This window comes from Streptomyces sp. NPDC090088 (assembly GCF_044747345.1).
In the GTDB taxonomy this organism is placed as follows: domain Bacteria; phylum Actinomycetota; class Actinomycetes; order Streptomycetales; family Streptomycetaceae; genus Streptomyces.
In genome coordinates, this window is the sequence record NZ_JBIVDZ010000006.1 from 323,746 (window position 1) to 347,767 (window position 24,022).

Sequence of the window (24,022 nt, forward strand, 5' to 3'; positions counted from 1 at the left end):
ATCTGCATCCGGTACGCCTAGCATGACGGGCCGTCAGATCGTCAGGAGGTCCGGTCATGGACGCCCGCTTCACCGACGAGCAGGACGAGATCCGGCGCGCCCTGCGTGAACTGCTCCACAAGCGATGCGGTACGGAGGACGTGCGGGCCGCCGTCGACCGGGCGGAGGGCCACGACCCCGCCCTCTGGACCGCCCTCGGCGAACAGCTCGGACTGCCGGGGCTCGCGCTCCCCGAGCGGTACGGCGGCGCCGGCTGCTCCGTCACCGAAGTCGCGCTGGCGGCCGAGGAGCTGGGGCGCGCCCTCGCTCCCTCCCCGTTCCTCGCCACCGCCGTCCTCGCCGCTCCGCTGCTGCTCGCCCTCGGCACCGAGGCCCAGCGCGCCGCACTGCTCCCGGGGATCGCCGACGGCGGCCGCACCGCCGCCCTCGCCGTCCCCGGCACCCGGCTCGGCGCCGCCCTCGCGCTCACCGACGCACAGAGCGGCGACTGGGCCGGCGGCGGGCGGTCCGGCGGGGTCCAGGCCAGGCACGGGGACGACGGATGGCGGCTGTACGGCGAGGCCGACCAGGTCCTCGACGGGCACAGCGCCGGACTGCTGCTCGTCCCGGCCCACGCGGGCGGGTACGCCCGCTCGCGCGTCCTCCTCTTCCTGGTGGCGGGCGACGCCGCCGGGGTCGTACGGACCCGGCGGACCGCCCTCGACACCACGCGCGGCCAGGCCCGGATCCAACTGCGGCACGTTCCCGCCGAGTTGCTCGGGGCGGACCAGGACACCGACATCCGCCCCGCCCTCGCCGCCCTCGGCGACTCCGTCGCCGCCGTGCTCGCGGGCGAGGCCGTGGGAGCCGCCGGCCGGGCGCTGGAGCGGACCGTGGAGTACGTGAAGCAGCGCGAGCAGTTCGGACGGGCGATCGGGTCCTTCCAGGCCGTCAAGCACCGGCTGGCCGATGTGTACGTGGCGGTGCGGGCGGCCAGGTCCGCCGCCTACTACGCGGCCTGGGCGACGGCCCATGGGGAGCAGGTGGGCGGGCTGGCCCTCGCGCAGGCGCTGGAGGCCCTGCGGGTCGCCGCCGGGGAGGGGATCCAGCTGCACGGCGGGATCGGGTTCACCTGGGAGCACGAGGCGCATCTGTACTTCAAGCGCGCGGCCGGGGACGAGCTGCTCTTCGGGCCCGCGCACCGGCTGCGCGGCCACGCGGCCGCCTCGGCGGGGCTGTTCGAGCGAGGGGCGGTGGCGATGTGATCGGCGAACGGCTGGTGCGGAAGGTGGCGGGCACCCGCGGGTTCCTGAAGGTCGCCCCGCACGTGGTCCCGGCGATGGACCGGGCCGTCCACCGGCTCAGCCGGGGCAAGGTGCTGCTCAGCGCCCAGATGCTGCCGGGCGTGATCCTCACGTCCACCGGGGCGCGCAGCGGGCGGCCGCGCCGTACGCCGCTCGCGTGCAGGCCCGACGGCGACGGCTGGTTCCTCGTGGGCTCGAACTACGGCCGGCCCGACCACCCGGCCTGGACCTACAACCTGCTCAGGCATCCCGACGCCGAGATCAGCTGGAAGGGGCGGGACGTCCCGGTCACCGCCCGGTTGCTGGCGGGGGAGGAGCGGGCGGCCGCCTGGCGGGAGCTGCTGGTGTTCTGGCCGCCGTACGCCACCTACCAGGAGCGGGTGGAGCGGGAGCTGCGGGTCTTCCGGCTCGACCCGCGGTGATCACAGGGCGTGCTGCGCCAGCAGCAGGGCGCCGATGCCCAGCATCGCCGCCCCCGAGGTGCGGGTGACCGCCCTCGCCGCCCTCGGGCGGGCCGCGAGCAGTCGGCGGGCGAGGGTGCCGACGGTCAGGTAGACGGCGGTGCAGCAGGCCATGTGGAGGGTGCCGAGCACGGCCGTCTGGAGGGCTATGGGCGGGTGGTCGCCCCGGGTGACCAGGAACTGGGGGAGCACGGACAGGTAGAGCAGCAGCGCCTTGGGGTTCAGGCCGCTGATCGCCGCGCCCCGCCAGAAGCCCTCCGGGGCCGTGTCCGCCTCCTGCGGCACCGCCGGGCGGCGCAGCACGCTCCACCCCAGCCGGATCAGGTAGCCGGCGCCGGCCGCCGTCAGGGCCGTGAGCAGCGCGGGCGAGCCCGCCACCAGCACCGCGAGCCCCGCCACCGCCAGCGCGGTGTGCAGCGCGTACCCGGTCATCAGGCCCGCCACCGCCCGGGTCACCGAGCGGCCGCGCACCCCGGCGGCGATCACGTACGCCCAGTCGGCGCCGGGCACGCACACCAGCAGCAGGTCGACGGCGAGGAAGGAGATCAGGGGTCCGGTGTCCATGGAAGGGACATTAGGCGCGAATGACCCGAAGGTGTTGTCGAAATTTGCTCGAAGAGCACGTTTTCGGGGGAAGATCTACCTCATGGACGACGTGGACCGGAAAATTCTTGCCGAGCTCCAGCAGGACGGGCGGCTGACCGTGACCGAGCTGGCCGGGCGGGTGCGGCTGAGTGTCTCGCCCTGCCACCGGCGGCTGCGCGAGCTGGAGCGGTCGGGGGCGATCAGCGGGTACCGGGCGGTGGTGGACCCGGCCGCCGTCGGGCTGACCTTCGAGGCGCTGGTCTTCGTGTCCATGCGGCAGGAGGACCGGGACACGGTCGCCGACTTCGAGCGGGAGCTGGCGGAGATCCCCCATGTGCTGGACGCGCAGCGGCTGTTCGGCGAGCCCGACTACCTGCTGCGGGTGGCCACCGCCGACCTCGCCGCCTTCCAGCGGCTGTACGACGAACGGCTCGCGACCCTGCCGGGGGTGCAGCGCCTCAACTCGACGCTGGTGATGAAGCACGTGGTGCGGGACCGGCCGCTGCCGGCGTAGCACGACAGGCGGTGGTTCACCGCTGCGTGTGAACCGCCGCCTGCCAGACAGGACCCGGAGGGTGTGTTGCCGTGCGGGTTACTTCGTGGGTTTCTTCCCGGTCACACCCAGGTGCACCAACAGCGCGAGGTTCGGCTTGAGTTCGGCCTGCTTCACACCCCAGGTCTGGAAGCCCTTCTGGTGTCCGGCGACCGCCGCGAGCATCGCGACCAGCGAACCGGCGACGGCCGCCGGGTTCACGTCCTTGTCGACCTTGCCCTTGGACTGCAACTCCGCGATGGAATCGGACAGGGAGTTGTTCACCGAGTTCAGGATCTTCATACGGATCTTGTAGAACCGTTTGTCCCCCTCGGCCGCGCCGAGGTCGACCACGCGGAGAATCGCGTCGTTCTTCCGCCAGAACTCCAGGAAACCGTCGACGAGTTCCTGGGCGGTCGCCCAGCCGGCCTTGCCGACCCAGGAGCGCCCGGCGACCAGTTCGGTCAACTGACCGCCCTCGGCGGCCATGTGCTCGGCGATCTCCAGGACGGCGCCCTCGACGTCCGGGAAGTACTGGTAGAAGGTCGCGGGCGAAGTACCCGCCTTCCGGGCGACATCGATGACCTTGACGTCCCGGTAAGGGGAGGAGCTGAGCATCTCGCTGAGGCAGTCGAGCAGCTTCTGCCGGGTCGCCTGCCCACGCCGGCCGGCCACGCGGCCGTCGACGGTACGCACTTGTCCTGTCATGCCGTCAGCTTACCGAGGGGTGATCGGAGCGCGATTCGGCCGACTGCAAATGGGGTGCACGGATGTGCGAGGCGCTCGCCCGGAGGGGAAAGCGCCGGTCACTCCCGGAGCGCGGACGGTCTGCGCGGTGCGGGCCGGGCGGTTACTTTGACGACATGGCCGAAAACAGGGCATCCGGATACACCGAGGGCGTCCCGTGCTGGGTGGACGTGCAGCTGCCCGACATCGAGGCGGGCAAGCGGTTCTACGGCGGGCTCTTCGGGTGGACCTTCGAGGACGCCGGCGGCGGCCCCGGCTCCGTGTGGGCCCGGCTCGGCGGCGCGGCGGTGGCCAGGCTGGCGCGGAAGCGGGACGGCCGGATGCCCACCGTCTGGACGGTGTACTTCGCGACCCCGGACGCCCGGGAACTCGCCCGGCGCGTCCTCGCGGCCGGCGGGCAGGTGGTCAGCGAGCCCGCGCCGGTCCGCGACCTCGGCACCGCCGCGCTCGTCGCCGACCCCCAGGGTGCCGTCTTCGGCCTCTGGCAGGCCGCGGGCCACCCCGGTTTCGGCGTCCGGCACGCCCCCGGCGGCTTCGCCTGGGCGCAGCTGTACACCACGGACATCGACGCGGCCAACACCTTCTACGGGCACCTCTTCACCGAGGCCCTCTTCGGCGCGGACGCCGACCCGGACTTCGGCCGGGCCCCCGTCTCCGACGTCTTCCACCCCGGGATGCCGCCGCAGTTCGTCGTCCACTTCCGCACCGGGGACGTGGCGGCCGCGGTCGGCGCCGTCCAGGAACTCGGCGGCCGGGTCCAGGCGGCGCCTTTCGAGACGTCGTACGGAAAAGTGGCCGTCGTCACCGACAATCAAGGGGCGTCCTTCGCGCTGCTGCAACGCTAGAAGTCAGGGAACAACGGCTCAGAAGCCACGAAACAACGGCTCGCGGCGAGTAAATGTCTCACTTTGTCATAAGACACCCCGATTGATCTCCGGGTTCGCAACCTGTGCCCGGGCCAGGAAGAATCGGGGTGCGTGCCGCCACGGCGGTGCCGGTGGTGAGACGCTGCACGGGGTCGCGTACATATGTGGGTGGACGAGGCCCGTACGGGGAGGTGGCAGGCAAGTGGTGGATCAGCTGACGCAGCACGATCCGCGGCGGATCGGGCCGTTCGAGGTGCTGGGACGGCTGGGGGCCGGCGGCATGGGGCTGGTCTATCTCGCGCGCTCGGCGTCCGGCCGGCGCGTGGCGATCAAGACGGTCCGGACCGAGCTCGCCGAGGACCAGCTGTTCCGGGTCCGCTTCACGCGCGAGGTGGAGGCGGCCCGCGCGGTCTCCGGCTTCTACACGGCCGCCGTCGTCGACGCCGACCCGCGTGCCGCCGTGCCGTGGCTCGCGACCGCGTACGTGCCCGCGCCGTCCCTCGAAGAGATAGTGAACGACTGCGGGCCGATGCCGGCCCAGGCGGTGCGCTGGCTCGCCGCGGGTGTCGCCGAGGCGCTCCAGTCGATCCACGGCGCCGGACTGGTCCACCGGGACCTCAAGCCCTCCAACGTCCTCGTCGTCGAGGACGGCCCCCGGGTCATCGACTTCGGTATCGCGTCCGGCGTGTCGAACACGCGTTTGACGATGACGAACGTCGCCGTCGGCACGCCCGCCTACATGTCACCGGAGCAGGCCAAGGACTCCCGGTCCGTGACCGGCGCGAGCGACGTCTTCTCGCTCGGCTCCATGCTCGTCTTCGCCGCCACCGGCCACCCGCCCTTCCACGGCGCCAACCCGGTCGAGACCGTCTTCATGCTGCTCCGCGAGGGACCCGACCTCGAAGGACTCCCGGACGAACTGCGTCCGCTCATCGAGTCCTGTATGCAGATGGAGGCCACCGCCCGCCCCAACCCGGCCGACCTCCAGGCCCAGCTGGCCCCGCACCTGTTCGGCTCCGGCTCCGACGACAGCGGTACGGCCTCGGCCTGGCTGCCCGAGAAGGCGGTCGGGCTGATCGAGTCCCGCCGCGGCGGCCGGCCGGCCGTGAAACCCTCCGCGCACCCCTCCGGCGGGCGCGGCGGCGGCCGTCCCGCCGTCCCCCCGCCGCCGTCCTACGACCCCGTCGTCCCGGCCCCGGTCCCCGTCGGCGCCCCCGGCCCCGCCCCCGACACCGGCCCGGTCCGCCTGGCCGGCGCCCAGGTGCCCATCGGGCCCGGCCCGCGCGTCTCCGACACTCGCGCCGCCGCCGTCAAGGCGCCGCCGCCCGAGGCCGGCCTGGTGGCCAGCTGGTCCCGCCCGCACCCCGGCGTCAACGGCGTCGACCCCGCCGTACCGCCGGTGCCCGCCCTGCCGCCGGAGACGGCGTCCGGCTGGCGCCCCTGGCGGTTCCGGATGTCCAACGACGTCTGGGGCACCCCGTCCGTCGACGGCGACCTCGTCTACGTCACCTCCTTCGAGGTGCACGCCCTCGACGTGGCCACCGGCCGGCGCCGCTTCAAGACCCGTGACGTCGCCTGGTCCATGGCGGTCGCCGACGGCCGCATCCACGCCTCCGACGGCCCCACCCTGTTCGCCCTGGAGGCCCGCGAGGGCGGCGACCTGTGGCGGCTGTCCACCGACGCCTGGGTGTACTCCCTCAAGGCCGGCCGCGGCACGCTCGTCACCGGCACCCGGGGCGGCGGGGTCCAGGCCTGGGAGGCCTCCAACGGGCAGAGACTCTGGGAGCTGTCCGGCGCCCAGACCGACTTCGAGTCCCCCGAGTCCGGGCCGTCCCTGCACGACGGCACGGTCTTCGTCTGGCAGGACGCGCGGCTGCGCGCGCTGGACGCCCGGACCGGCGACGAACGCTGGTCCTACCCCATCGGCGACGCGGCCTCCTGCGGCGGCGTCCCGGTCCGCCTCACCCACGCCGACGACGGCTTCGTGTACGCCTCCGCGGGCACCCGCGTCATCGCCCTCGACACCACGACGGGGCGCGTGCGCTGGCACTTCGAGGCACCGGCGGTGTTCCTCTCCCCGCCGACGTTCGTGCCGGGACCCGCGGTCACCGGCGGCGGCATCTACCTCGCCGACTACCTCGGCACGGTCTACGCCCTCGACGCCACCGACGGCCGCGACCGCTGGCGCATCGCGACCGAGGCCCGTGCCTCGATCGAGCCGGTGCTGGTGGCCGCGGGCCATGTCCACGTCGGCAGCGGCAAGGGCCTGTACACCCTCGACGCGGTCACCGGGACGCCCAAGTGGCGCTTCCAGGCGGGCGGCGACGTGGTGGGGGCGCCGGCCGTGGCCGAGGGCCGTATCCACTTCGGCTCCACCGACCATCTGCTGTACACGCTGAAGGCCGACGACGGCCGGCTCCGGTGGAAGCTGGCCACCGGCGGGGAGATCACCGGGTCGCCGGTGGTACGGGACGGGGTCGTGTACGCGTGCAGCAAGGACCGCTGCGTGTACGCGCTGGACGCGGAGAAGGGAACGGGGACGGCCCGCACGACGTGAGTGGCGCCGACGGTCGAGTGTCGGGTGCGGGTGCGCTGTGGCTGGTCGCGCAGTTCCCCGCGCCCCTAAAGGGGGGCTTGCTGCAGCGCCCCTTCTTTTGCCTTTAGGGGCGCGGGGAACTGCGCGAGCAACCCCCACGCACCCGCACCCGAAAGACTTCCGTACCCCGGGACGGCCGTCGTACCACTCGCACGGAAGGGCTGTGCACGGCGGCCGTCGCTCGGGGCGGGAGTCGGCTCCCGCAGCGAACGTTACGCCCGAGTGGTGCGCCCCGCCACGCGTGGTTCAGCGGACGCGGGGGGCGGTGCGGGCCCGGTTGCCGAAGAGTTCCGCCTGGCGCTCGTCGGGCAGGTTGCCCAGGGCGATCAGGTGCGGTGCCTGTGCCCAGCCCCGCTCCCGCGTCGCCTCCTGAGCCGCCCACAGGGCCCGCACGCTGCCCTGCACCCCCTCCGTCGGATACCCGGCGATGACGGTCGCGCAGCGCACGGCGGCCTCCAACGCCCGCCCGGGCCCGGTCACTTCGGACACCAGGCCCACCTCGTACGCCCGCTGGGCGGAGACCCGCTCGGCGTTGCCCATGAGCACCATCCGGGCCACCTCGCCGTAGGGCATCCGCTGGGCCAGCAGCACCGACTCGTAGGCGCTGACCATGCCGTACGAGGTGTGCGGGTCGAAGAAGGTCGCGTCCTCCTCGGCGATGACGAAGTCCGCCTCGCCGAGGAGGTAGAAGGCGCCGCCGCAGGCCATCCCGGCCACCGCGGCGATCACCGGCTTCCACAGGTCGTTCGCCTTGGGTCCTACGGCGATCAGCGGATCGTCCTGGCTGTACGGCGAGGAGGGCTGCGGCACCACGGCGTCCCGGTCCAGGCCGGTGCTGAAGGCGCGGCTGCCGGCCCCGGTGAGGACGACGGCCCGCACGGTGTCGTCGAAGCGCAACGCCCGCCAGAGGGCGGCCAGTTCGGCCGCCGTCGCCAGGTCGATCGCGTTGAGTCGCTCGGGCCGGTCGAGGGTGACGACGGCGACCCCGGTCTCCTTGTCCACGTCCAGGCGCGGACTCACGGCCGCTCCAGGACCCACTGCACAAGACCGTCCGAGAAGACGGCCTGCACCCGCGCCCCGATCCGGATCCGCTCGGGCCCGGTCGAGTCGAGCGGCGCCCCGGCGGCGGCGACGACGTTGCCCACAAGGCGCACCCGGGGCGCCTCGTCGAGTTCCACGACGACGACGTTGTACGGCGCCTGGGCGGCGTAGTCGGGCAGCAGCGGCGGGTGCGGGACGACGTACGACCAGATCCGGCCGCGCCCGTTCGTCGGCCGCCACTCGCTCGCGAAGGACTGGCAGTGCGGGCAGCAGGGGCGGGGCGGGAAGCGGGGTTCACGGCAGTCGGCGCAGGCCTGGACGCGGAGTTCGCCGAGTGCCGCGTACTCCCAGAAGGGGGCGCCGTCGGTGTCGATGGCCGGTCGCAGCATCTCAGCTCCGGTTGGTGAGGAGGAGGGCGGAGGTCGGGACGCCCTCGCCGGCGGTGACCAGGCAGCTGGCGGCGCCGGGAACCTGGGCGGTACTGGTGCCGCGCAGCTGCTTGACGCCCTCGGTGATGAGGTTGAAGCCGTGCACGTAGGCCTCGCTGAGCCCGCCGCCCCCGGTGTTGATCGGCAGCCGCCCGCCGGTCTCCAGCGCGCCCTGCTCGGTGAACGCCCCGCCCTCGCCCCGGCCGCAGAAGCCGTACCCCTCCAGGGAGAGCGGGACCAGGGCGGTGAAGGCGTCGTAGATCTGGGCGACGTCGACGTCCTCCGGGGTGAGGTCGGCGTGCTTCCACAGGTGCCGGGCGGCGGTCCAGGCGGGGCCGGTGAGGGGGTCGTCGTTCCAGTAGTTGACCATGCCGTGGTGCTGGGCGGGCAGGCCCTGGGCGGCGGAGTGGACGTAGACGGGGGTCCGCCGGCAGTCCCGGGCGCGCTCGCTGCTGACGATCACGCAGGCCAGCGCGCCGTCCGTCTCCAGGCAGTTGTCGAAGAGGCAGAGGGGTTCGCTGATCCAGCGCGCGTTCATGTACATCTCGCGGGTCAGGGGGCGGTCGTACATGACGGCGGCCGGGTTCTGGTTGGCGCGGTTGCGGCAGGCGAGGGCGACGTTGAAGAGGTGGTCGCGGGTGGCGCCGTACTCGTGCATGTAGCGGCGGGTGAGCATGGCGATCTCGTCGGCGGGGCGGAGGAGGCCGTAGGGGCGGGTCCACTGGGCGGGGGTGGGCAGCTGGACGGTGGTGTTGGTCCAGGGGCGGGGGCCGGAGCCGCGCTTCCGGGACCGCCACGCGACTCCCACGGTCGCCTGCCCGCTCGCTATCGCGCCGGCGAGGTGCGCGACGGTGGCACAGGAGCCGCCCCCGCCGTACCCCACCTTGCTGAAGAAGGTGAGGTCCCCGAAGCCGACCGCCTTCGCCAGCTCCACCTCGTCCGTCTCCTCCATGGTGAAGGAGGAGAGCGCGTCGACCTCGCCGGGGGCGATCCCGGCGTCGTCGAGGGCGGCGAGGACGGCCCGGCAGGCCAGGGTCTTCTCGTCCTCGTCGAGCCGTTTCGCGAAGCGGGTCTGTCCGATCCCGACGATGGCGGTGGCGTCCTTGATGCCCTTGAAGCCCTTCGGACCGGCCATGTGCCCGCACCTCCACGGCTATCGCGGCTTGCTGACAGGTCGTCAGGCTACAGCTAATCTGACGGACAGTCAGCTATGTGTGAGGGGAGGCCGGTTGTGCGCGGTGACATGGAGTGGGGGACCGTTCCGGGACTGGTGCGGTCGGCGGCGGCGCGGTACGCGGACGCCGAGGCGGTGGTGGACGGCCGTACCCGGATCACGTACGCCGAACTGGGCGCCCGGGTGGAACGGGCGGCGGCCGCCTGCCTGGCCGCGGGCGTGGAGCCGGGCGACCGGGTGGGGATCTGGGCGCCCAACTCCCTGGACTGGATCGTCGCGGCGCTGGGCGCGGTCTCGGCGGGCGGGGTGCTGGTCCCGCTGAACACCCGCTTCAAGGGGGCGGAGGCGGCGGACGTGCTGCGCAGGAGCGGGGCCCGGCTGCTGTTCGTCACGGGCACCTTCCTGGGGACCTCGTACGTGGCGTCACTGCGCCGGGCGGCGGGGGAGGGGACCGGGGACGGGGACGGGGACGGCCCGGGGCCGCTGCCCGGGCTGCCCGCGCTGCGGGAGGTGGTGGTGCTCTCGGAGGACGCGCCGGTCGACTTCCGCACCTGGAAGGACTTCCTGGCGGCCGGGGAGGGGGTCGGGGCACGGGAGGTCGCCGCCCGCGCGGCCGGGCTGGACGGCGGCTGCCTCTCCGACATCGTCTTCACCTCGGGCACCACCGGCCGCCCCAAGGGCGCGATGATCACACACGCCCAGACCCTGCGCGCCTACGAGGTCTGGGCCGACCTCGCGGGCCTGCGCGGCGACGACCGCTACCTGATCGTCAACCCCTTCTTCCACACCTTCGGCTACAAGGCCGGGGTCATCGCCTGCCTGATGCGGGGCGCGACGATGATCCCGCAGCCGGTGTTCAACGTGGCGACGGTGCTGGCCAATGTGGCGGCGGAACGCGTCTCGGTGCTCCCCGGCCCCCCGACCCTGCACCAGTCCCTCCTCGACCATCCGGCGCGCGACGCCCACGACCTGTCCGCGCTGCGCCTGGTGGTGACAGGAGCCGCCGTCGTCCCCCTGCGGCTCGTGGAACGCCTGCGCGGCGAACTCGGCGTCGAGACGGTCCTCACCGCCTACGGCCTCTCGGAGGCGAGCGGGATCGTGACCATGTGCCGCCGGGGCGACGACCCGACGGTGATCGCGTCGACCTCGGGGCGGGCGATACCCGGGACCGAGGTGCGCGTGGACGAGAGCGGGGAGGTGCTGGTCCGGGGCTTCAACGTGATGCGCGGCTACTACGAGGACCCGGCGGCGACGGCCGGCGCCCTGACCCCGGACGGCTGGCTGCGCACCGGCGACGTCGGCGTCCTGGACGCGGCCGGGAACCTCCGGATCACCGACCGGCTGAAGGACATGTTCATCGTCGGCGGCTTCAACGCCTACCCGGCGGAGATCGAGCAACTGCTCGGCCTGCACCCGGAGGTGGCCGACGTCGCGGTGATCGGCGTCCCGGACGCCCGGCTGGGCGAGGTCGGCAAGGCGTACGTGGTGCGCCGGCCGGCCTCGGTCCTCACGGGGGACGACCTGATCGCCTGGGCCCGCCGCGAGATGGCCAACTACAAGGTGCCGCGCACGGTGGAGTTCGTGGCCGAACTGCCGCGCAACGCGAGCGGGAAGGTGGTGAAGGGGGAGTTGCGGGGGCGGACGGGCTAGGACAGGCCCCGGGCCGGTCCCGTGCGTGCGGCCACCGGGCGCCGGCCGGGCCGGGGCTGCCGGGGCACGGTGAGGACGATGGTGTCGTCGTCCAGGACCACGGGCGCGGCGGGACGGCGACGCCACCCCGCCGGAGCCTCGGCCATCACCACACCCAGCACCAGCCAGAACAGCACGCTGATCCGGTCCAGGTTGGCCGGGTCGTCCAGCATGCCGGCGAGGAAGAACCCGGTCAGCGAGGCCAGTCCGAACGTACCCGGCACGGACTTCTCGCGCGCGGCCCGGCCCGCGCTCGCCCAGGCGACGACGGTCATGGAGAGGACGGCCAGCAGCCCGAGAGGCCCGGTCTCCACCAGCCAGTTGAGCCACAGGTTGTGCGCGTGCACGAACACCCGCTCGCCGGGCGCCGCAGCGGAGATGGCGTCACCGGACCGCCCGAGCCCCACCCCCAGCGGATTCTGCCGGGCCACCCGCAGCGCGGCCCGCCAGGCCTGTCCCCGCACCCCCAGCGAGTCCCCGGCCCGGGACACTCCCCAGATCACCCCGGCGGCGGCGAGCAGACCCAGCCCGCCCACCACCGCGAGCACCCGCCGCCGCGCCCGGTCGGCGAGCCGGGGTGCCAGCCAGTAGGCGCCGCCGAGCACGAGCAGCCCGGCGGCGGCCGCGACGTACTCGGCCCGGGAGAAGGTGGTGACCAGTGCCCCGTACCCGATGAGGACCATCACGACGATCGCCGTCCGTGCCGTGCGCTCGTCCACGGCGACCGCGGCGAGCAGCGCGAACGGCAGCAGCAGCACCAGGCAGGCGCCGAGCAGGTTGGGGTTGGCGAAGGTGCCGGTGGCGCGGACCAGCACATCACCGCCGCCCGCGTCGCAGGCGACGTCGGTGAGCAGGCCGGTCCGGCAGAACCCGGTCGAGGTGCCGTTCGTGACCTGCGAGAACGCGCTGGTGCTCGCCGCCGTGACCCCGGCGAGGGCGAGCAGTCCGACCGCGCGCCAGGACTCCGGCCGGGTGCGGCGCACACCCACGACGAGGTAGTACGTCGCCACGACCGTCAGCAGTCCGCGCAGCGGGGCGGTCGGGTGCCCGCCGCCGTACGTCGCCGCCACCGCGGCCGCGACGAGCAGCGCCACCGGCAGGTCCAGCCGCGTCCGGAAGTCCCGCAACCGGGCCCGCTCCGGCGGGACGAGCAGCGCCACCAGCCCGAGCAGCAGCGTGAGCCGGGCCGGCGTGAGGATCCCCGCGATCGGGTCGTCGGGGAAGAAGTCGGTGGCCGAGTCGAGCAGCAGCACCGCGAGCGCGGCGAGCGGCACGAACTGAACGACCTTCACTACCACAGCGGGTGCTTTCCGGTCGGAACCCATGGCACCCGAGCCTGGCCGCCGGCCACGACGTCCGGGTGGCGGCGGGGCGAACGGAGCGGAGCGCGTTCGCGGATGCCGCGGGACGGTCCCCCGGTCCCCCCCGGGTCTCCGGTCCCCTGGACACACCTCGGCCGCGGCGGCTCCCCCTCCGCGCCGCCGCGGCCGTCCCCGTCCGGGTGTGGTCCTGTGTCAGGCCTTCTGGTCCGTCGCGTGGAAGTCGTCGGGCGTGACGAGCGGCTCCGACGTGGCGTGGAAGTCCTTGGTGGTGATGTCGCCGGTGGCCGCGTCCGCGGCCGGTTCGGCGTCGGCGGCCGCGGCGTCCGAGGCCGGCTTCTCGCCGACGATGAGAGAGGCGGCGTGCGCGGCGGCCTCCGCGTCGGCGGCGGCCGGCTCGCTCGTGGCGTGGAAGTCGTCGGGTGTGACGGTGCCGGTGGTGTCGGCCATGGGATGACTCCTTGAGAACGGGACGGATCTGTGCGGGGAATGCCCGCCCGGTGACTCCCCCGTGGGTCTCCGGGCGGGCTTCGCACGGCCGTTCACCCTAGTGGTGCGGCCATCGCACCGAGCCGTCTGCCCCCCGACGCGACGATCCGGCACCACTGAGAGTGCCGGTCGGCGATAAACGAACGATGAACGCCCCTGCGGCCCCCGGTCCGCCCTAGACCACGGGGGCGCCCGCCAGCAGCTTCCGTACGTCCGCCGCCTCCGGCGAGCCCGCCGCCTCGTACACCGACAGGGCCTCCTGCCAGCAGACCTTCGCACGGTCGGTCTGGCCGATGCCGTGCAGGGCGCTGCCCAGCGCGGTGAGGATGTTGGCGCGCCGCCACTCCCCGCCGATGCCGTGCAGCACGGCCAGCGCCTGTTCCGCGCAGGCCGCCGCCTGGGCCGGGCTGTCGTCGGCCAGGTGCAGCTCGGCGATCCGGAAGAGTGTCATGCCGTGCCACAGCTGCTGCCGGGCGTCCTGGAACATGGCCAGCGCGTCGGTGAGGGTCTCCAGGGCCAGCCGGGTCTCGCCCGCGCTGGTCAGCGCCAGCCCCAGCGCGTACTTGCCGTTGGCCAGGCGCAGCGCCATCCCGTTGTCGTCGCGTTCGTAGCTGGTGACCCCTTGGCGGGCCAGGGAGACCGCGCTCTCGGTACGGCCGGTCGCGAGGTGCACCCGGGACAGGTTGCACAGGGCGCTGGCCTCACCCGGCGTGTTGCGGTCCGCCCGGAAGGCGGCCAGAGCCTGGGTGAGGTGCTGCTCGGCCTCTTCGTGGCGCCCGGCGTAGAGGGCGATGATGCCCTGCTGGTTGGGCGCCTGGGCGCACACCACGGGGTCCTCGGCGGTGAGACCGAGCCGCAGCGCCGCCCCCGCCTCCCGGTCCGACTCCGCGAACTGGCCGGAGACACCCAGCAGATGGCTGTGCATGAGGCGGGCCCGGCCCTCGGCGTAGGCGTCGCCGTGCCGCTGGGCCGCCGAGATCACCGCGGTGGCCGCCCGGACGTACTGGCGTGCGCCGATCCCGGACTCCCCGAGGTCGACGGCGGCGAAGAGGAGGTCGGCCGCCCGGCGCAGCCGGTCCGCCGTACCGGCCTGCTGCACCGCCGCCAGCAGCCCGCTCGCCTCGGTGAACAGCCAGTCCAGCGCCTTGTCCCGGTCGGAGAAGGCGAGGCCGGGGTAGGTGCTCGGGCTCAGGTGGTCCAGCGCGCGCTCCCCCGGCCGCTCGATCGCGTACACCTCCACCGCCGTCGCCAGATAGAAGTCCAGCAGGCGCGACAGCGCCGCCGCCCTCCCCCACTGCCCGGAAGGCGTGGGAGGTGCCCCCGTGCTCGGCGGCTCCTCGTCCCGTTCCGCGCATGCACGCGCGTAGAGCCGTACGAGGTCGTGGAAGCGGTAACGGCCCGGAGCCGCCGACTCCAGCAACGACGTGTCGACCAGGGCCTCCAGGAGGTCCTCCGTCTCCTCCGAAGGGAGACCGAGGACCGCCGCGGCCGCCGCCAGCGAGATGTCCGGGCCGTCCGCGAGACCCAGCAGCCGGAACGCCCGCGCCTGGGCCGGCTCCAGGGCGCCGTAGCCCAGTTCGAACGTCGCCTTCACCGCCAGGTCCCCGGCCTGCAACTCGTCCAGCCGGCGGCGCTCGTCGGCGAGCTTCGCCGCCAGCACCGAGACCGTCCAGGTGCGGCGGGCCGCCAGCCGGGACGCGGCGATGCGGATGGCCAGCGGCAGGAAGCCGCAGGCCGCCACCACGTCCAGGGCGGCCTCCCGCTCGGACGCCACCCGCTCCACGCCGACGATCCGGACGAAGAGCGCGAGCGCCTCGTCCGGGGACATCACGTCCAGGTCCACCAGATGGGCCCCGGCCAGGTCCACCATCCGCACCCGGGACGTGATCAGCGCCGCGCAGCCCTCGGTGCCCGGCAGCAGCGGGCGGACCTGGGCCGCGTCCCGGGCGTTGTCCAGGAGGACCAGCACCCGGCGGCCGTCCAGGAGCGAGCGGTACAGGGCCGACCGCTCCTCCAGGGAGTCGGGGATCGCCGAGTCCGCCGTGCCCAGCGCCCGCAGGAAGGAGGCGAGGACCGTCTCCGGCTCCGCCGCCCGGGCGCCCGCGCCCTGCAGGTCGACGTACAGCTGGCCGTCGGGGAAGGCCGACCGGGCCTGGTGGGCGACATGGACCGCGAGGGTCGTCTTGCCGACGCCCCCGATGCCCGCGAGCGCCGACACCGCCATCACCCGGCCCTCCGCCGACGCCAGCACCTCGCCCAGCTCCGCGACGAAGGAGGCGCGGCCGGTGAAGTCGGGGACGGTGGCCGGGAGCTGGGCCGGGCGCACCGGGACCGCCACCGGTTCCGGCGCCGGAGCGGACGGCTCCGCCAGCGAGGGGTCGGCCTGCAGGATCCGCTGCTGGAGTTCGCGGAGCTCCGGGCGCGGGTCCACGCCCAGCTCCTCCGCCAGCAGCCGGCGGGTGTCCGCGTACACCGCGAGCGCCTCCGCCTGACGGCCGCTGCGGTACAGGGCCAGCATCAGCAGCTCGCGCAGGAGTTCGCGCAGCGGGTGGGCCGCGGTCAGCGCCGTGAGTTCCGAGACGGCTTCGGCGTGGTAGCCCTGTTCCAGGTCCATGTCCAGGCGGGATTCGAGGAGTTGGAGCCGCCACTCCTCCAGGCGGACCCGCTGGGTGTCGGCGAACGGGCCCGGCACCCCGGCCAGCGGTTCGCCGTCCCACAGGGCCAGGGCCCGGTTCAGCACGTCCCGGGCCTGGCGCAGGACCCCGGCGCTCTTCGCCTTCTCCGCCTCCGCCGCCAGCTCCTGGGCCACCGCCAGGTCCAGGGCGTCCTCGCGCAGCCCCCGCACCGCGTACCCGCCGGACTCGCTGACCAGCACCCCGGAGTCCAGCACCTTGCGCAGCCGGGAGGCGTACGTGCGTACCGCCGCCAGCGCCTGCGACGGCGGCTCGGCGCCCCACAGCGCGTCGATCAGCTCGGCCGCGGTCGCCGTCCGGCCCTCGCGCAGCAACAGGGCCGCGAGCAGCGCGCGTTGCTGCGGGGAGCCGGTGTTGAGCGGCTCCTCCTCGCGCCAGGCGCGCACGGGACCGAGCACGCTGAAGCGCAACGCCGCCGCGTCCGCCGAGGAGTCGGGGCGCCGCTGTTCCGGTACCCGCGCTCCACCGTCCATGCCCGTCCCCCTAGACATCCCGATTCACCCCGTCAGTCTGCCTTGTTCGCGGGGGTTGCGTCAGCCGGGCGAGACACCGATCACAGAGCGACACGCGGCGGTCCACACACTCTTCACACAGGGACGGTCTCCGCGAGCAGGGCGAGTTCGTGCCGGAAGGACTCCGCGAGCAGGTCGGCGTCCTCGGCACCGGAGTTGGTGCACACGCTCACGGTGTGGCCGCGGCCGCAGCCGCCGAGGGCGAAGGTGACCGTGTCGTCCGGCGGCACCATCGGCACCAGGGTGACCCGGCGCAGCGGGCGTCCGGCCAGCGTCCGGCCGGTCTCGCGGAGGTGGACGTAGGTGCAGGCAGCGGGTGCGTAGGCCGGGGCGAAGAGACGGCCGCGGGCCAGCGCCTGGGCGGGGCCCGGCAGGGCGGTGACGGCCGCTTCGAGGAGTCTCTCCGCCCGGCCCGGGGGACGGGTGACGGTCGTCAGCAGGCCGGCGCAGGCCCGCAGCCGGGCGGCGGGGTCGGACACGTCCACCGGCGCGGGCAGCCGGACGTTGCAGAACGCGTTGCCGAGGAAGTCGCCCCGGTCGGCGGGGCGTTGGTCCACCGGAACGGACAGCCAGACCCGTCCGGCCGCGGATCCGGTGCCGCCGCCTGCCCCGGTGCCGGTGGCCGCGGTCAGCAGGCAGGAGCGCAGTACGCCCGAGACGGCCGCCAGGAAGATCGTGTTGGTGGTCGCCCCGGAACGTTCCCGCACGGTCCGCAGGAGGTCGGGGGGCAGTCGTACCACCGCGTACCCCATCCGCCGCTCGCCCTTGCCTGGCAGCGGTACGGCCAGGCCCGTCGCCAGCAGCCCCGGCTGGGTGCCGGGCACGGGCGTCCGGCGCAGCTCGCCCGGCCCGGCCGTGGAGGCCCCGGCGTCCACCGGGGCGCAGCCGTCGAGGAGGGCACGGAGCAGGGTGGTCAGCGACCGTCCGTCGAGCAGGCTGTGGTGCATCCGGAAGAGGAGGGTGGACTCGCCCGCCGACGGGCCGCGCAGCAGGTGCAGGTTCCAGGGCGGTTCGCCCCCGGGGAACGGGCTGTGGAACCAGTCGTCCACCGCGTCCCGGAGGGTGTCCGCGCCCGCGTCCCGGACCTGCGCGGCCGGATCGTGACCGGTCCGCGCCTCCCAGCGGTGCCGGCGCGACCAGCCGGACCGGGCCCGCCGCGCCCCTCGTACCAACTGCCTCTCCAGGCGCGGCAGATCGGCCCACCGCTCCCGCACCAGCGTCCGGACCTCGCCGAGTTGCAGCGGGGACCCCGTGAAGTCCAGCGCGATCCCGGCGTTGGGCGGACCGAACGGCCAGCGGGCCATCCCCTCCTCCATGAAGGGCAGCTGCGTTCCGGACATGAGGCGGCTCCTGTGGTGGCGGGCGAAGGTTCCCCTTACGCCGCCCAACGCCCGCCCACGATCCTCGGTCACGCCCGCCCGCGATCCCCGGCCGTCCGCGTGCACGGCCCCCGGCCGTCTCCGTACACGACCCCCACCGCCCGTGTCCGCCGGGTCAACGAAACGTTCCGCAAGTCACCACGAAGGAGTTGTTTCACCCTCGTCGGCAGTCGCGTCGGACGGACCGGTGTCGTTGTACCGATGCCCGTCTCCCCACACGCACGGCCCCTCACCCACCCGACGACCGCACGCACGGCCCCCGCGACGACCGACGGGCGCCCCGACGCGCCGTACAGGAACAGGAAACGCTCATCGTGCCTGGCACCAGCCCCGCCGCCGCCTCCGCCCCCGTCCCGCCCCCGCTCCGGCGCCCGGCGCACATCGCCGTGGTGAACCTGCCGATGCAGGGGCATGTGAACCCGACCCTGGGCGTGGTGGAGGAACTGGTGCGCCGGGGCCACCGGGTCACGTACGCCATCACCGAGGACTTCACGCCCGCCGTGAAGGCGGCCGGTGCCGAGCCCGTCGTCTACCCGGTCGAGAGCGACGGCTCGGACGCGCCCGAGCGCCTCTCCGAGGGCTTCGCCCGAGCCGTGCACGCCTCGCTCGGCTCCCTGCCCGCGCTGACCCGGGCGTACGAGGACGACCGCCCCGACCTGGTCCTCTACGACGTCTACGGCTTCGCGGGGCTGCTGCTGGGCGCGCGCTGGGGCGTGCCGACCGTCCTGTGCTCGCCCACGCACCTGGCCTACGACGGCCTGTTCCCCGAGTTCTTCGACGGCGCCGGCGGCCTCGCCGAACTCCCCGGGTACGACGCCCTCACCGCCGCCTTCGCCGAGCACGGCCTGGACCCCGCGCGCATCCACGAGGTGGAGCGGCCCGGGCAGGCCATCGCCTTCCTGCCCCGCTCCTTCCAGCGCCGGGCCGACACGGTCGCCGCCGGCCGGGTCGCCTACGTCGGACCCGCCCTCGGCGACCGCTCCTACCAGGGGTCCTGGCAGCCGCCCCGCCCCGACGCGCAGGTCCTGCTCGTCTCCCTGGGCTCCCAGTTCACCCGGCGCCCGGAGTTCTACCGGGCGTGCGCCGAGGCCTTCGCCGATCTCCCGCACCATGTGGTGATGGCCGTCGGACCGGACGTCACCCCGGACGAACTCGGCCCGCTCCCCGCCCACTTCGAGGTGCACGCGCACGTACCGCAGCTGGCCGTGCTCGCCCACGCGGACGTCTTCGTGACCCACGCCGGGATGGGCGGGACCATGGAGGCCGTCCAGCACGGGGTGCCGATGGTGGCGATCCCGCAGATGGCCGAGCAGCGCGTCAACGCCGGCCGGATCGAGGACCTGGGACTCGGCACCCACCTCCCCCGTGCGCGGGTCACCGCCGAGTCGCTGCGCGCGGCCGTGCTGCGGGTGGCGGGGGACCCGGCGGTCCGCGCCGGGCTCACCGCCCTGCGCACCGAGATCGAGACGTCGGGCGGGGCGGTCGCCGCCGCCGACCTGGCCGAGGACGCCCTCGGAGCCCTGCGGTGAGCCGGGCGACCCTGGCGGCCCTGGCGGCCGTCCCCGCGCAGCACCAGCACCACCACCCGCCGCACCGCCCCCACCTCTACAGCCGACCGGTCCGGATGAGCGACCTGGACCTGATGAACCACGTGAACAACGTGCGCCTGCTGGAGATGATCCAGGACGCCCACGTGGACCTCTTCTACCTCCAGCGCGGCCACCCCGGCCAGGAGGTCCGGGTCCGGGTCATCTACGCCCGCCATGAACTCGACTACACCGAGGCGCTCGACCTCACCCCGGAACCGGCCGTCATCAGCACCACCGTCAGCGCGGTCCGCCGTACCTCCTTCCTGCTGACCAGCCGGATCACCCGCGGCGACCGGGTGTTCTGCACCTGTGTGAGCACCTGTGTCGCCTACGACCCCACCGCCCGCCGCACCCGCAGGCTGGAGGACGACGAACTGGCCGTGCTGGCCGGACACGCGGCCTGCGACTGCTGACGAACCGTCATCCCGCTAGCTGACGGTTCGTCAGATCGGCGCTACCGTGAGCGCCATGGACACCACGGACGGCACCTTTCCGCTGATCATCTCCGTCGACGACCACACCGTGGAGCCGCCGGACGTCTGGCAGTCCCGGCTCCCGAAGAAGTACCTCGACACCGGGCCGCGCATCGTCCGGGCCCCGCTGAGGGAGATGAGCTTCCTCGGCGGCCGCTTCAAGCCGGTCATGGGCAGGCCGGGCGAGGACGGCCCCATCGGCGACTGGTGGATCTACGAGGACCTGCACCGCCCCCTCACCCGCCTCGACACCGCCGTGGGCTACAGCAGGGACGAGATCAAGCTCGAAGTGATCACGTACGAGCAGATGCGGCCCGGATCGTTCGACGTGCCGCAGCGGCTCGCCGACATGGACGTCAACCACGTCCAGTCCGCCCTCTGCTTCCCCACCTTCCCGCGCTTCTGCGGGCAGACCTTCACCGAGGCCAAGGACCGCGAACTGGCCCTGCTCTGCGTCCAGGCCTACAACGACTGGATGGTGGAGGAGTGGTGCGGCCCGCTCGCGCGGGGCCGCCTGATACCCCTCATCCTCATCCCCCTCTGGGACGCGGAGCTGGCCGCCGCCGAGGTCCGCCGCAACGCGGCCCGCGGGGTGCGCGCCGTCGCCTTCTCCGAGATACCCCCGCACCTGGGGCTGCCCTCCGTCCACACCGACGACTGGGACCCCTTCCTCGCCGCCTGCGACGAGACCGGCACGGTCGTCGCCATGCACATCGGCTCCAGCAGCCGGATGCCCTCCACCTCGGCCGACGCCCCACCCGCCGTCGGCTCCACCATCACCTTCGCCAACTGCTGCTTCTCGATGGTCGACTGGCTGATGAGCGGCAAGTTCGAGCGCTTCCCGAACCTGAAGGTGATGTACGCGGAGGGCCAGATCGGCTGGATCCCCTACATCCTGGAACGCGCCGACGTGGTGTGGGAGGAGAACCGGGGCTGGGGCGGAGTCGCCGACAAGGTGCACCGCCCGCCCTCCGAGCTCTTCGCCGAGCACGTCTACGGCTGCTTCTTCGACGACGCCTTCGGCCTGAAGAACCTCGACGCGATCGGCCTCGGCAACGTGTTGTACGAGACCGACTACCCGCACTCCGACTCCACCTGGCCGAAGTCCCGCGAGGTCGGCGAGGACCAGATGGGCCACCTGGCCGAGGACGTGGTCGAGCGGATCGTCCGCGGCAACGCGATCGAGCTGCTGGGCCTGACGGAGGACGGCCTCTGGGGCGGTCCGCGGTGAGCCTCGCCTACGGCATCCAGCTCCCCGTCCAGTCCCAGTCCACGATCTACGCCGAGGGCTGGGAGGACGGGGCGGGCGCCGCGGACCTCGTCGAGATCGCCCGCGCCGTGGACCGGGCCGGCTTCGCCTACCTCGCCGTCTGCGACCACGTGGCGATCCCGCACCGGCTCGCCCCCGCCATGAGCACGGTCTGGTACGACCCGGTCGCCACCCTCGCCCACCTGGCCGCCGTGACCGAGCGGGTCCGGCTGCTCAGCCACGTCGCCGTCGTCGGGCTGCGCCACCCCCTGCTGACCGCCAAGCAGTACGCCACCCTCGACCACCTCTCCGGCGGCCGCCTGATCCTCGGCGTCGGCGCCGGGCATGTGGCGGAGGAGTTCGAGGTGCTGGGGGTGGACTTCCGGCAGCGGGGGCCGCTGCTCGACGAGGCGATCGACGCGCTGCGGGCGGCCCTCGGGGCGGACGAGTTCCCGTCCCACCACGGGAAGTTCTACGACTTCGAGGGGCTCGGCCAGCGGCCCCGGCCGGCCCAGGAGCGGGTGCCGGTGTGGGTCGGCGGGTCCTCGCCCGCCGCCGTACGCCGGGCCGCCCTCAAGGGCGACGGCTGGCTGCCGCAGGGCGACCCGCGCGGCCGGTTGCCCGCACAGATCGACAAGCTGCGGCGGTTGCGCGAGGACGGGGGTGTCGGGGAACCGATCACCGTCGGCGCCATCACCGAGCCGCTGTACGTCGGCACACCGGAGTGGGAGGTGGGCCGCCGCACGCTCAGCGGAGCCCCGGACGCCCTCGCCGAGTCGCTGCGCGCCTACGGCGCGATGGGCGTGCACCAGATCCAGGTGCGGTTCCGCAGCCGGAGCCGGGCCGAACTCATCGACCAGATCACCGCGTTCGGGGCGTCCGTCGCGCCCCTTCTGAACTGAGGAGCGATCGGCATGGGCAAGCTGGACGGGCGCGTCGTCATCGTCACCGGGGCGGCGCGCGGACAGGGCGAGCAGGAGGCGCGGCTCTTCGTGGCGGAGGGCGCGCGGGTGGTCGTGGCGGACGTGCTGGACGACCAGGGCGAGGCGCTCGCCAAGGAGATCGGGGCGAAGTACGTCCACCTGGACGTGGGCGTGGAGGAGGAGTGGCGGGCCGCCGTCGCCGCCGCGAAGGAGGCGTACGGGCGGCTCGACGGGCTGGTGAACAACGCGGGCATCCTGCGGTTCAACGCGCTCGTGGACACCCCCCTCGACGAGTTCATGCAGGTCGTGCAGGTCAACCAGGTCGGCTGCTTCCTGGGGATGAAGACGGCCGCGCCGGAGCTGGCCGACGGCGGGACCATCGTGAACACGGCCTCCTACACGGCCCTGACCGGGATGGCGGCCGTGGGGACCTACGCCGCCACCAAGCACGCGGTGCTCGGGCTCACCCGGGTCGCCGCGCTGGAGCTGGCCGACCGGGGGATACGCGTCAACGCGATCTGCCCGGGCGCCATCGACACCGCGATGTCCAACCCGGCGCGGCTCGACCCCACCGTCGACCCGGAGGAGATGACCCGGGCCCTGGACGAGCTGTACCGCAAGCTCGTGCCGCTGGGCCGGATCGGGCGGGCGGAGGAGGTGGCCCGGCTGGCGCTCTTCCTGACCTCGGACGACTCCTCGTACATCACCGGGCAGCCGTTCGTGATCGACGGGGGGTGGCTGGCGGGGGTCAGTGTCATCTGACGGCTCGTCAGCTATTGATTTTTCTGACGCTACGTCAGAAAGTCGTAGGACTCAGCAGGGCTCATAGGGACCACCTGGACTTGGGACGGTGAACCGCCTTGGAATTCGGGCTCTTTGTACAGGGATACGTGGGCAAGCGAGCCGAGACCGACCCGCTGGCCGAGCACAAGGCACTCATGGAGGAGACCGAGTACGTCATCCAGGCGGACCAGTCCGGCTTCAAGTACGCCTGGGCCTCCGAGCACCACTTCCTCGACGAGTACTCGCACCTGTCCGCCAACGACGTCTACCTGGGCTACCTGGCCCACGCGACGGAGCGGATCCACCTGGGCTCCGGGATCTTCAACCCGCTGGCCCAGGTCAACCACCCCGTGAAGGTGGCCGAGAAGGTCGCCATGCTCGACCACCTCACCGGCAACCGCTTCGAGTTCGGCAGCGGGCGCGGGGCCGGCTCGCACGAGATCCTCGGGTTCATCCCCGGGGTGACCGACATGAACTACACCAAGGAGATCTGGGAGGAGACGATCGCCGAGTTCCCCAAGATGTGGCTCCAGGACGAGTACGTCGGCTTCCAGGGCAAGCACTGGCAGCTGCCGCCGCGGAAGGTGCTGCCGAAGCCGTACGGCAAGTCGCACCCGGCGATGTGGTACGCGGCCGGGTCGCCGCCGTCGTACGCCATGGCGGCGAAGAAGGGGCTCGGGGTGCTCGGGTTCAGCATCCAGAAGGTCTCCGACATGGAATGGGTCCTTGAGCAGTACAAGACGGCGATCGTGAACGCGGAGCCGGTGGGCGACTTCGTCAACGACAACGTCATGGTGACGACGACGGCGATCTGCGCGCCGACCCACGACGAGGCGATCCGCATCGCGGCGAGCGGCGGGCTGCACTATCTGCCCTCGCTGGTCTTCCGGTACCACGACACCTTCCCGCGGCCCGAGGGCTTCCCGGAGTGGCCGGAGACGCTGCCCGAGTACACGCCCGAGTTCGTCGAACTCCTCGTGGAGGAGGAGCTGCTGATCTGCGGGGACCCGGACGAGGTGCTGCGGCAGTGCAAGCGCTGGGAGCAGGCGGGGGCGGACCAGTTGAGCTTCGGGCTGCCGGTGGGGGTGCCGAAGGAGGAGACGCTGCAGACGATCCGGTTGATCGGGGAGCACGTGATTCCGAAGATCGACACGGATCCGGTGCACCGGACGACCCGATTCCGGGGTGCCGCGTAGTCGCCGTTGCGGGGT

At 73.3% G+C, this 24,022-nt stretch carries 21 protein-coding genes; 12 read left to right on the forward strand and 9 right to left on the reverse strand.

The annotated features are described in order from the left end of the window. Positions 1-56: 56 nt before the first annotated feature. Together ACIPSJ_RS29300 and ACIPSJ_RS29305 are read left to right on the forward strand one after the other, a co-directional pair. Entirely contained in the window at positions 57-1,244 is a 1,188-nt protein-coding gene (locus tag ACIPSJ_RS29300) for an acyl-CoA dehydrogenase family protein (protein WP_401350572.1), read from the forward strand. Further along, the gene (locus tag ACIPSJ_RS29305; RefSeq protein WP_359207117.1) at positions 1,241-1,705 is read left to right on the forward strand and encodes a nitroreductase family deazaflavin-dependent oxidoreductase; all 465 of its coding nucleotides are present in this window, start codon (positions 1,241-1,243) and stop codon (positions 1,703-1,705) included. The genes ACIPSJ_RS29300 and ACIPSJ_RS29305 overlap by 4 nt, the downstream gene beginning before the upstream one ends. Here ACIPSJ_RS29305 and ACIPSJ_RS29310 read toward each other — a convergent pair whose 3' ends face one another. Then, entirely contained in the window at positions 1,706-2,308 is a 603-nt protein-coding gene (locus tag ACIPSJ_RS29310) for a LysE family translocator (protein ID WP_401350575.1), read from the reverse strand. Positions 2,309-2,390: 82 nt separating this feature from the next. On the opposite strand from ACIPSJ_RS29310, the gene ACIPSJ_RS29315 reads away from it, so the two are divergent. After that, positions 2,391-2,843: an Lrp/AsnC family transcriptional regulator gene (locus ACIPSJ_RS29315; protein WP_355708816.1), complete on the forward strand. Its 453-nt coding sequence runs from the start codon at positions 2,391-2,393 to the stop codon at positions 2,841-2,843. 78 nt (positions 2,844-2,921) lie between these two features. Here ACIPSJ_RS29315 and ACIPSJ_RS29320 read toward each other — a convergent pair whose 3' ends face one another. Next, positions 2,922-3,569 carry a TetR family transcriptional regulator gene (locus tag ACIPSJ_RS29320; protein ID WP_359207113.1) on the reverse strand — a complete coding sequence of 216 codons (648 nt, stop codon included), beginning with the start codon at positions 3,567-3,569 and terminating at the stop codon, positions 2,922-2,924. 155 nt (positions 3,570-3,724) lie between these two features. Here ACIPSJ_RS29320 and ACIPSJ_RS29325 point away from each other — a divergent pair, with 155 nt between their 5' ends. Then, positions 3,725-4,453, forward strand: a complete 729-nt coding sequence (locus tag ACIPSJ_RS29325) for a VOC family protein (protein WP_359207111.1) — start codon at positions 3,725-3,727, stop codon at positions 4,451-4,453. A gap of 223 nt (positions 4,454-4,676) precedes the next feature. Continuing rightward, positions 4,677-7,031 (forward strand): serine/threonine-protein kinase, encoded by a 2,355-nt coding sequence (locus ACIPSJ_RS29330; RefSeq protein WP_359207108.1) that lies wholly within the window; start codon positions 4,677-4,679, stop codon positions 7,029-7,031. Positions 7,032-7,316: 285 nt separating this feature from the next. Here the strand turns inward: ACIPSJ_RS29330 and ACIPSJ_RS29335 are convergent, their stop codons facing one another. Genes ACIPSJ_RS29335 through ACIPSJ_RS29345 form a run of 3 tightly spaced genes read right to left on the reverse strand, consistent with a single transcriptional unit; the run spans position 7,317 to position 9,674 of the window. Next, a complete protein-coding gene (locus ACIPSJ_RS29335; RefSeq protein ID WP_401350578.1) occupies positions 7,317-8,090 on the reverse strand; it encodes an enoyl-CoA hydratase/isomerase family protein in 774 nt (257 codons plus the stop codon). After that, positions 8,087-8,500 (reverse strand): OB-fold domain-containing protein, encoded by a 414-nt coding sequence (locus ACIPSJ_RS29340; protein WP_359207102.1) that lies wholly within the window; start codon positions 8,498-8,500, stop codon positions 8,087-8,089. The genes ACIPSJ_RS29335 and ACIPSJ_RS29340 overlap by 4 nt, the downstream gene beginning before the upstream one ends. Position 8,501: 1 nt before the next feature. Then, complete coding sequence (locus ACIPSJ_RS29345) at positions 8,502-9,674, reverse strand: lipid-transfer protein (protein WP_401350579.1); 1,173 nt, start codon at positions 9,672-9,674, stop codon at positions 8,502-8,504. A 96-nt stretch (positions 9,675-9,770) separates the two neighbouring features. Here ACIPSJ_RS29345 and ACIPSJ_RS29350 point away from each other — a divergent pair, with 96 nt between their 5' ends. Beyond that, positions 9,771-11,363, forward strand: coding sequence for a FadD3 family acyl-CoA ligase (locus tag ACIPSJ_RS29350; RefSeq protein WP_359207095.1), 1,593 nt, complete (start codon positions 9,771-9,773; stop codon positions 11,361-11,363). Here the strand turns inward: ACIPSJ_RS29350 and ACIPSJ_RS29355 are convergent. The 4 genes from ACIPSJ_RS29355 to ACIPSJ_RS29370 form a co-directional block, all read right to left on the reverse strand. Beyond that, positions 11,360-12,694: an O-antigen ligase family protein gene (locus tag ACIPSJ_RS29355; protein ID WP_401350582.1), complete on the reverse strand. Its 1,335-nt coding sequence runs from the start codon at positions 12,692-12,694 to the stop codon at positions 11,360-11,362. The genes ACIPSJ_RS29350 and ACIPSJ_RS29355 overlap by 4 nt on opposite strands. A gap of 222 nt (positions 12,695-12,916) precedes the next feature. Continuing rightward, entirely contained in the window at positions 12,917-13,171 is a 255-nt protein-coding gene (locus ACIPSJ_RS29360) for a hypothetical protein (protein WP_393539038.1), read from the reverse strand. A gap of 214 nt (positions 13,172-13,385) precedes the next feature. Continuing rightward, positions 13,386-16,376 (reverse strand): BTAD domain-containing putative transcriptional regulator, encoded by a 2,991-nt coding sequence (locus tag ACIPSJ_RS29365; RefSeq protein ID WP_359207088.1) that lies wholly within the window; start codon positions 16,374-16,376, stop codon positions 13,386-13,388. Between the two features lie 113 nt (positions 16,377-16,489). Then, on the reverse strand, positions 16,490-17,755 hold the full coding sequence (locus ACIPSJ_RS29370) for a wax ester/triacylglycerol synthase domain-containing protein (RefSeq protein ID WP_401350587.1): 1,266 nt from the start codon (positions 17,753-17,755) through the stop codon (positions 16,490-16,492). A gap of 353 nt (positions 17,756-18,108) precedes the next feature. Between ACIPSJ_RS29370 and ACIPSJ_RS29375 the strand changes: the two genes are divergently transcribed. From ACIPSJ_RS29375 to ACIPSJ_RS29400, 6 genes are all read left to right on the forward strand, one after another. Continuing rightward, positions 18,109-19,323, forward strand: a complete 1,215-nt coding sequence (locus ACIPSJ_RS29375) for a macrolide family glycosyltransferase (RefSeq protein ID WP_401350589.1) — start codon at positions 18,109-18,111, stop codon at positions 19,321-19,323. After that, positions 19,320-19,796 (forward strand): thioesterase family protein, encoded by a 477-nt coding sequence (locus ACIPSJ_RS29380; RefSeq protein ID WP_359207080.1) that lies wholly within the window; start codon positions 19,320-19,322, stop codon positions 19,794-19,796. Before ACIPSJ_RS29375 ends, ACIPSJ_RS29380 begins: the two co-directional genes overlap by 4 nt. 46 nt (positions 19,797-19,842) lie before the next feature. Beyond that, positions 19,843-21,087, forward strand: a complete 1,245-nt coding sequence (locus tag ACIPSJ_RS29385; RefSeq protein WP_401350592.1) for an amidohydrolase family protein — start codon at positions 19,843-19,845, stop codon at positions 21,085-21,087. Then, the gene (locus tag ACIPSJ_RS29390; protein ID WP_401350594.1) at positions 21,084-22,007 is read left to right on the forward strand and encodes an LLM class F420-dependent oxidoreductase; all 924 of its coding nucleotides are present in this window, start codon (positions 21,084-21,086) and stop codon (positions 22,005-22,007) included. The genes ACIPSJ_RS29385 and ACIPSJ_RS29390 overlap by 4 nt, the downstream gene beginning before the upstream one ends. A 12-nt stretch (positions 22,008-22,019) precedes the next feature. After that, positions 22,020-22,790 carry an SDR family oxidoreductase gene (locus ACIPSJ_RS29395; RefSeq protein WP_359207072.1) on the forward strand — a complete coding sequence of 257 codons (771 nt, stop codon included), beginning with the start codon at positions 22,020-22,022 and terminating at the stop codon, positions 22,788-22,790. A 98-nt stretch (positions 22,791-22,888) separates the two neighbouring features. After that, complete coding sequence (locus ACIPSJ_RS29400) at positions 22,889-24,007, forward strand: LLM class flavin-dependent oxidoreductase (protein WP_355708767.1); 1,119 nt, start codon at positions 22,889-22,891, stop codon at positions 24,005-24,007. The last annotated feature ends 15 nt before the right edge of the window (positions 24,008-24,022 follow it).